Below are 1,758 nucleotides of genomic sequence, written 5' to 3' on the forward strand. Positions count from 1 at the left end.
GAGCATCGGAGCATCGGAGCATCGGAGCATCGGGGAATCAGGGCGCAGGGCTGCGCACCTCGCCCCGTGCCGTGTCACCGTCACCGGCCGGTGAATCGTGGCGGTCGCCGCTGCACGAAGGCCGCCATCGCCTCGGTGAGGTCATGGGAATGGAGAAATGCGGCGTTCCACGCCCCGACATAGCGCAGACCGGCCTCGACCGCGGCGGCACGGGCGGTGTCCAGGACATCCTTGATGCCCTGCGTGACCAGCGGCGGGTTTGCCGCGACGTCGTCGGCGAAGGCGTGGGCGGCGGCGAGCGCGCTGGCCGGGTCGGGGAGCACGTCGTTGACCAGGCCGATCCGTTCGGCGCGGGCGGCGTCTATATCTTTGCCGGTCAGAGCGAGTTCTCGCAGGTGCCCGTCCCCGATAATGGCGGGAAGGCGCTGCAGGCTGCCCAGGTCGGCAACCACGCCGACCTTCACCTCCCGGATGCTGAACAGCGCCTCGGCGCTGGCGTACCGGACATCGCATGTGGCCAGCAGGTCGACCCCGCCACCGACACACCAGCCGCTGACCGCGGCGACAACGGCCTTCCGGCTGCGCGCGACGGCGTCCAGCGAATCCTGCATGGAACGCACCTTGTGGAGGAAATCGGTACGAAACTGGGCCAGACCGCCGTCTTCGTCGCCCGCGATGTCGGCCAACTCGGCCAGGGCCGCCAGGTCCAGGCCGTAGGAGAAGTGGTTGCCGGAGCCGGTGAGCACCACCGCCCGCACGGTGTCGTCGACGTCCAAAGCGGCGAACACCTTGGGGACCTCGCGCCAGAAGTCCGGGCCCAGGGCGTTGCCCTTGCCCGGGCCGAGCAGGGTGACCTGGACAACCGTGTCGCGCCGTTCAACACGCAGCGATACCAGCGGTTGCGCCGGCGGTTCGGCGAACAGGTATGGTTCCAGCCGAATCGGCTGTTGGTGTCCAGCCGGTTGGTGTCCGGCGTCGTCGACGCGGTTCGCGCCGTTACCACCGGAGGCGGCGTTCACTCGGAGCCCGTCCGTCGTCGTCATCGGATTCCCTTCTGGTTCGGATGGCGCTGAACTGCACTGGTGGGCGTCACGGATGGGTATCCCACGGTGACTCATCACGCGACGGCCGGCTTGTGAGTATCCGAATACTTAACTGTTGGAAGGTTGGAACATAAACTACTGCCGGGTAGTTGCCGGGGCCGCTGGAGGGCCAAAAGCAGCGCGATCATGTTTTCTCGCGCTCGGGGTGCGGGAGCCGATCCGGAAGGTCCGGAAGGTCCGGGTCTCCGGCTCGTTGATGGCGGGAAACTCGACAGCGTGCGGGGAGGCTCTACTCTCGACAGGGTGAGCGATCTGACGCAGTCCGCCAGAGGGTCAACTCCCCGGGCTACTGGCGCGGGATCCGAGGTGACCGGCAGTGCGACCGGCGGCATCGTGCCCGCTGCCGGCAGCGGTGCGGTCGTGGCTACCGGGGCGACGGCTTTGGGCGCGTTTGCCGTCGGAGCGCTGGCTCTTGGCGCGGCGGCACTGGGTGCCTTCGCGGTGGGCGCGCTCGCGATCGGGCGGCTGGCGATCCGGCGCGCGCGGGTGGGGAGCCTGAAGATCGGAACTGTCGATGTCGAGCATCTCCGCGTCCGGCGCCTGGAGGTCTCTGACGGAGAGTAACTCCCGTATCCCTGCCGCCCGCCCGAAGGCGGTGTGATGATCCTGCTTGCGCACCGCCTTCAGGCCCTGCGAAGAGAGGCCCTGCGAAGAG

2 protein-coding genes are annotated in these 1,758 nt (G+C 68.4%); one reads left to right on the forward strand and one right to left on the reverse strand.

Annotation, left to right across the window (positions count from 1 at the left end; genetic code table 11):
• Positions 1–80: 80 nt before the first annotated feature.
• Positions 81–1,043 (reverse strand): crotonase/enoyl-CoA hydratase family protein, encoded by a 963-nt coding sequence (locus tag DD1DGNOD_RS03690; protein ID WP_131765253.1) that lies wholly within the window; start codon positions 1,041–1,043, stop codon positions 81–83.
• A 366-nt stretch (positions 1,044–1,409) separates the two neighbouring features.
• Here DD1DGNOD_RS03690 and DD1DGNOD_RS26465 point away from each other — a divergent pair, with 366 nt between their 5' ends.
• Positions 1,410–1,667, forward strand: a complete 258-nt coding sequence (locus DD1DGNOD_RS26465; protein ID WP_206442928.1) for a hypothetical protein — start codon at positions 1,410–1,412, stop codon at positions 1,665–1,667.
• The last annotated feature ends 91 nt before the right edge of the window (positions 1,668–1,758 follow it).

It is taken from the genome of Candidatus Protofrankia californiensis (assembly GCF_900634765.1).
In the GTDB taxonomy this organism is placed as follows: domain Bacteria; phylum Actinomycetota; class Actinomycetes; order Frankiales; family Frankiaceae; genus Protofrankia; species Protofrankia californiensis.

Coding starts and splice junctions, on each gene's coding strand:
- DD1DGNOD_RS03690 (WP_131765253.1), bottom strand. CDS start 1,043: ATGACGACGACGGACGGGCTCCGAGTGAACGCCGCCTCCGGTGGTAAC.